At 65.5% G+C, this 2,762-nt stretch carries 3 protein-coding genes; all 3 read left to right on the forward strand.

Annotated elements, in window-relative coordinates; translation table 11 throughout:
• Window positions 1-550: alpha/beta hydrolase fold domain-containing protein (locus MOV74_RS35365; protein ID WP_246931764.1), on the forward strand; the 550-nt coding region annotated here is incomplete at its 5' end.
• A gap of 83 nt (window positions 551-633) precedes the next feature.
• Window positions 634-1,566 (forward strand): ABC transporter substrate-binding protein, encoded by a 933-nt coding sequence (locus MOV74_RS35370; protein WP_246931767.1) that lies wholly within the window; start codon window positions 634-636, stop codon window positions 1,564-1,566.
• On the forward strand, window positions 1,553-2,762 hold a 1,210-nt coding region (locus MOV74_RS35375; RefSeq protein WP_246931771.1), incomplete at its 3' end, for an iron ABC transporter permease. The genes MOV74_RS35370 and MOV74_RS35375, both read left to right, overlap by 14 nt.

Below are 2,762 nucleotides of genomic sequence, written 5' to 3' on the forward strand. Positions count from 1 at the left end.
GATCGGCCGCGAGGGCCGTGCGATCGGGCTCGACACGCGCCGCGTTGCTGTCGGCGGCGACAGCGCCGGCGGGACGCTTGCCGCCGCGCTCGCGATCGAAGCGAAGACAAACAAGGACCTTCCGCAGCCGGTGCTTCAGGTTCTCGCCTATCCCGGCCTCAGCTCCCGACAGACCTCCGCGTCCTATGAGCGATATGGGTCCGGTCATCTCCTGGAGCGCAGCACCGTCGATTGGTTCTTCCGGCAGTATCTCCGCGATGATTCCGATCGCGACGATTGGCGCTTCGCGCCGCTTGCAGCAAACGATCTATCTGGGTTGGCCCCTGCGTTCATCGTGCTCGCCGAGTTCGATCCCCTCGTGGATGAGGGGCTGGGCTATGCGGCACGGCTCCGCAGGGCCGGCGTTCCCGTCGAACTGCATGTCTATCCCGGCATGATCCATGAATTCCTGCGCATGGGGAATGTCGTGGCCGATGCCTTGCAGGCGAGGGCGGCGATCGGGCGGGCGCTGGCCGAGGCCTTTCTTGCCGCCGGCGAAAAGGCGGCTTGATATGGAAATACAGCGTGAACGAGGGTATGTCATGACTGTCATTTCCCGCGGCCTCTCTGCAAGAGGCTCCTGAACCGAATCCCATGAGCACGTTTGTCCCAGACCACAGGCTGTCCCGCCGCACGTTTCTCGGCGCGAGCGCGGCGATCGGAGGCGCGGCACTTGCGGGTGCATGGCCGCCGGCATTTGCCCAAGTCGGTGGATCGCAATCCGGGCCCCGGATTGCCGCGCTCGGCTGGGCCTGTGCCCAGACGATATTGGCGCTCGGCGTCGTGCCGCTGGTGATTCCGGAGATCGAGCGCTATGGCCGGCTCGTTGTCGAGCCGGCTGTCCCGCCCGGCGTGCAGGAGATCGGCCTGCGTTCGGAGCCAAATCTCGAGCTGCTACAGAGCTTCGCGCCTGACATCATCATCATCGATCCCAGCATCGCGGCCGCCATACCCCGGCTCAAGCTGATCGCGCCGGTCGAAATGTTCACGATCTTCAGGCCCGGCGGGCATCCTCTCGACACGGCGCGCCGTTCGACGATGGAGCTTGCGAAGCGTCTCGGGGTGCAGTCGGCGTGCGAAGCCTATTTCGGCCGCTTCGATGTCGCCATGACCGGTTATCGTGAGCGGCTTCGCGACCGCGGGGGCAAGCCGCTTTATCTCGTCAGCGAGATTGCGCGTAACCGCGCGCTCGTGTTCGGTCCGAACAGCCTCTATCAGGAGGTGCTCGATCAGTTCGGATTGAAGAATGCCTGGACCGGACAGAGTGGCCCATGGGGATATACCAGCGTGGGACTCGAAGTGCTCGCGGCGGTTCCCGACGCACGACTGGTCCTGATGACGTCGCGGGTCGCTGATGTCGAGGCCTTGCTGAGGGCGAGCCCGGTACTTCAGACTCTGCCGTCTCTCCGGTCGCGCCGGCTGACGGTCCTGGACAATCAGTTCTTCTATGGCGGCGTGCCGGCGGCCGAACGTTTCGCCCGTCTTCTCGCCGAACGTCTGCCGCGGGAAAGCGATGAGCAAGGTTGATGCGCTGCCGGCCCGGTCCTGCTTCGACATGCATCCGGCGATACTGATCGGGTTGTTGGTGGCGGCCGCGGCCGCGCTCACCTGGCGGAATCTGTCCGGATATCTGCCCGCCAGCGCGTGGTTGCCGGTGTTGTGGCGGCCCGAGATCACCGATCCGCAGCAGATGCTCGTGCACTACACCGTGTTTCCGCGCATCGCGGTGGCGCTGCTGGCCGGGGCAGCCCTTGGCCTCGCCGGTACTGTCTCTCAGCAGGTGCTGCGCAATCCACTCGCCGAACCGAGCACCATCGGTGTCCTGAATGGCGCCTATCTTGCGCTGGCCGTGACGACCTTGTGGGCGCCGTCGCTGTTGGCCTTGGGCCGAGAGTGGATTGCGCTGTTTGGCGGGGTCGCTGCGTTCCTGTGCGTGTTCGGGCTGACCTGGAAGCGTGCGCTGTCGCCTGTGGTGCTGGTGCTGGCTGGGTTGATCGTCAGCTACTATTGCGCCGTGACCACCCAGGCGCTGGTGCTGCTCAACCACGAATATCTGATTGGGCTGTTCATCTGGGGCGCCGGATTCCTCAATCAGCAGGACTGGAGCAACGTCACGTTCCTGGCGCCGCGGCTCGTGATTTCGATTGTCCTGATCGCGGCGATGGTTCGTCCGCTGACCCTGCTCGGCTTCGACGACGAGACCGCGCGCAATCTGGGCCTCGGATTGACGCGAGCACGGGTCTGCGCGCTCATCATCGCGATCGCGCTCAGCGCGTCGGTCGTCAGCGTGGTCGGCGTCATGGGATTTATCGGCTTGTCCGCGCCGGCCATCGTCATGCTCTCGGGCGCGCGGCGTTTTCGCGATAGGCTGATCTGGGCGCCTCTTTGCGGCGCCTTGCTGCTGTGGCTGACGGATCAGCTCGTGCTCTTGATCCCGCCCGGCTATCGCGAAATGCCGGCCGGTGCGGTGACAGCCCTGATCGGCGCGCCGATGCTGCTCGTGTTGCTGCCACGGCTGCGGGCCGCCATGCCGATGGGAAACCTCACGCCATCGGCTCCGCCGCGTCTCGATCACCCCTGGCGCGTGATCCTGTTCGCTCTCGCCTTGCTGCTGCTCGTCGTCTGGATCGCACTCGCCCTGGGCGTCGGCTCCGACGGCTGGCGTTGGAGCGGTCTGTCCGGCTTTCAGGAATTCTGGCCGTGGCGCTGGCCGCGCGTGGTGT

This window comes from Bradyrhizobium sp. SHOUNA76 (assembly GCF_023006445.1).
GTDB lineage: Bacteria > Pseudomonadota > Alphaproteobacteria > Rhizobiales > Xanthobacteraceae > Bradyrhizobium.

What these genes read in the sequence shown, in the direction of transcription:
- MOV74_RS35370 (WP_246931767.1), top strand. Translation starts at nt 634, where the DNA reads ATGAGCACGTTTGTCCCAGACCACAGGCTGTCCCGCCGCACGTTTCTC.